This is a genomic window from Tunicatimonas sp. (genome assembly GCF_049647865.1).
GTDB lineage: Bacteria > Bacteroidota > Bacteroidia > Cytophagales > Cyclobacteriaceae > Tunicatimonas.
Genome location: NZ_JBARYM010000458.1, coordinates 1 through 3,518 on the forward strand (window position 1 = coordinate 1; position 3,518 = coordinate 3,518).

Consider the following 3,518-nt stretch of genomic DNA (forward strand, 5'->3'; position numbering starts at 1 on the left):
ATTTTAGACTCGATATACTATTCAGGAAGTAATACCTGATCGATTATATGAACTACTCCATTAGTGGCTAGAATATTAACACTAGTTACTGTAGCATCAGCACTATCGGCATTGAGGTCAGCAATCGTTACCGGATCAGCTACGTTGACCGTAATGTCTCCGCCTCCAACTGTAGTCACCGCACCACTAGCAAGGTCGGTAGAGAATACTGCCCCTTGCACTACGTGATACAGCAGTATTGATCGCAATGTTGCTGGATCAGCAGCTTCAACAGCAGCTACATCAGCAAAGCCTGCCGCAATAAATGCTGCATCAGTTGGGGCAAACACGGTGTAGGTTCCATCGCCATCTAGCAGTTCCACTAAATCACTATCAGTATCATCGGCAGTTTGTAGAGCAGCTAGTAACAAAGTGAACTCAGGAGCGTCAGCACCAGCAGAAGCTACCACAATTTCAGTGATAGAATTCATAGGTGGTACTAATACGCCATTAATAGCATGTACTACTCCGTTTCCTTCTTCCAGGTCAGCAATGATTACTTGAGGACCTCCGTTTAGGAATATGCCGTCGTCACCATTATTACTGATATATACTACTTCACCTATCTCATCCTCGTCATCATCCTCGTACAAAGTAGGGGCTGAAGATGCTCCTTCTACAATGGCTGATGAAGGGACGGTGGCACCAAGTACGTGGTACAGTAAAATATCACCTAACATATCAGAAGCTAATAGCTCAGAAGCATCCGCAAAATCACTAGCGTCAATGTACGCGGTAAAGGCATCATTAGTAGGGGCAAATACTGTCAAAGTAGCATCAGCGTCAGTAAGAGCGCCGGCAAGTTCAGCCGTTTCAACAGCAGCTACCAAAGTAGTAAAGCGTCCTTCGGCATCGAAGATAGCAGGTTCTAAAACAGTATTCAGACTGTTTAGAATAAACGAAGGAACCAGTACGGCATCAATTACATGCACCACACCATTGCTAGCCGAAATATCAACTAAATCAGCTACCACATTGGCACTGCCGTTAATTACTGTTCCATCAACGCTAATGCTACTTCCTTCTAGTGTTTCTTCAGAATCAGCTAGTTCGGCAGCGGTTTTCGCGCTTCCCAAAATATGGTATTCTAAAACTCTTTCTAAAACGTAATCCGGTACATCGTCTAAGCCCTCGAAAGTGTTTCCGGTAGCATCAGTTAGTGTAGTTAGCAATGCGGCAAAAGCATCATTAGTCGGAGCAAATACGGTTAACGTAGCCGTTTCATCACCAGCAGCATCTAATAGACTGGGAACTCGCTCTAGAGCGTCTACCAATAGACTTAAAGATTCGTTTCCAGAAGCAATTTCAGCAATTGTCTGGGGAGCTAGCTCAATAACAAACCCGTCGGGAATAAGTACTTCATTTATTATATGAATAACTCCGTTGGTCGCTTCAACATCAGCAGCAACAACATCGGCACCGTTTACGGTTACGCCGCTGGCACTCACCCCAATAGTTAGGCTGTTACCACTAAACAAAGTAGGAACGGTCTGCCCATCCATTAAATCAGCAGCGAGAACTTTACCATTGGCTACGTGGTACTGTAGAATCTGCGTCAATGATGCTTGACTGATGTCTTCTAATTCGTCAACACCATCAGTACTAGCTATTAGTGCTTCAAAAGCAGCATCGGTTGGAGCAAATACGGTAAATGGTCCAGCTCCAGATAGTGCGGTTACTAGGTCAGCACTGCCTAAGGCATCTACTAACACCTCAAAGCGGTCATCACCCTGCGCAATCTCTACAATATTTTGGGTAGGCTCCGGGTCAGGCATGTCGCCTCCGTTGTCGTCATCATCACAACTGGCCAAGAATAATAGCCCTAGACTAAAAACCCCAGTGATGCGGAGCAGACGATAAAAATTGATAATCGGTTTCTTCATTGTCAAAAAAATTATGTGTAGTATGATTTTCAAATGTATTTTTCTAACTGGTTTAAGCGACAAGTGGTTAAAAAAAGACTAAAAAGTTTTATATAAGTGGTGTGAACTGTTGCATTAGTAGACTGAACTGTCTGCCAGAAGTTTAGAGCTGCTCTTCTACCTATCGTAATTAGTAAATTGGCTAATAAAACCCATATTATGCCGTTACTATTACCTAAATTATGTGAATAGCCATATGTCTGCATCTAGTCAAACTCTGTACGGACGCCTCAACCAATGGGTGCGCAACTCAGTAACACTTCGGCTTGTCTCTATCGGAATATTAGTGTTGCTTCTGCTCATTCCTACCGCTATGATTGAAAGCTTAATTCACGAGCGGTCGCGATACCGGCTAGATGCTATTCAGAATATAAGTAGTCTGTGGAGCAACGCCCAAACCTTAGGAGGACCAATACTGACTATTCCGTACGAAGTAATCACCATTACGGATGATAATCGTAGTCGAAGGAGTGTTCAGTATATTCACGTGTTGCCCGACTCACTGAATGTACAGGTAGAAGTATTGCCTGAAAAGCGCTCTCGAGGTATTTATCAAGCGATTGTGTATCAAGCACAACTACAAATAGAAGGCACCTTTGCTTTACCAGATTGGAGTACGATGGGGGTAGACAGTAGTCAGCTACTTCGGTTGGAAACTGCGCTTTCACTAGGCATTTCTGATATGCGAGGAATTAACCAAGCCGTTACCGTTGAGTGGAACGCTAATCAATATACTTTTGAACCGGGAGTGGCTGCCAACAATGTGCTACCCTCGGGGGTACAGGCGAGAGTTCCTTTGGTAGAAAATGGTAGCACTATTCCTTTTCATTTGTCATTAGATTTGAACGGTAGCCAATCGCTGCAATTTCTGCCAGTAGGCCGAACCACTCAGGTGCGTATGACATCACCCTGGCCCCACCCTAGCTTTTCGGGTTCATTTCTACCTGACGAGCGTGAAGTCAATGAACAAGGGTTTTCGGCTGCTTGGGAAGTGTTGCATTTAAACCGAAACTTTCCCCAAGTCTGGAAGAACGACCAGTTTCGGTTTAACCTTTCCAGTCGGTCGGCAATGGAGCCCTACGTGGATCGCTACGCCATGCCGGAGGATATTGCCACTGCTAGTAACGATTATGCGTTTGGGGTTAACTTACTGCAAGCAGTAGATACCTACCAAAAATCGCTGCGCACGGTGAAGTACGCCATCATGTTCATTGCCCTCACGTTTCTGATCTTTTTCTTCACCGAAATTCGCCACCACCGTCGTATTCATCCTATTCAGTACATCTTGGTTGGGTTAGCTCTCTGTTTATTCTTTACACTCCTTTTAGCTATCTCAGAACATTTGTCTTTTGCGTTATCCTACATCATCGCTAGCCTAGCCACCGTAGGGCTGGTCGGAGTGTATGTTCGGGGGGTGTTGAGGGATAATAAATTGGCGGGGTTGATTATTCTGCTGTTGCTATTATTGTATGGATTCATTTTCATTCTTTTGCAACTACAAGATTACGCTTTGCTAGTAGGTAGCTTGGCTCTGTTCGTTATTCTATCGGCGGTAAT

At 44.4% G+C, this 3,518-nt stretch carries 2 protein-coding genes; one reads left to right on the plus strand and one right to left on the minus strand.

The features are described from left to right. Nucleotides 1–17: 17 nt before the first annotated feature. Nucleotides 18–1,922, minus strand: a complete 1,905-nt coding sequence (locus WBA23_RS13670) for a fasciclin domain-containing protein (protein ID WP_424582835.1) — start codon at nucleotides 1,920–1,922, stop codon at nucleotides 18–20. Between the two features lie 235 nt (nucleotides 1,923–2,157). Here WBA23_RS13670 and creD point away from each other — a divergent pair. Next, nucleotides 2,158–3,518, plus strand: a 1,361-nt coding sequence (gene creD / locus WBA23_RS13675) for a cell envelope integrity protein CreD (protein WP_424582836.1), incomplete at its 3' end; no start/stop codon positions are given.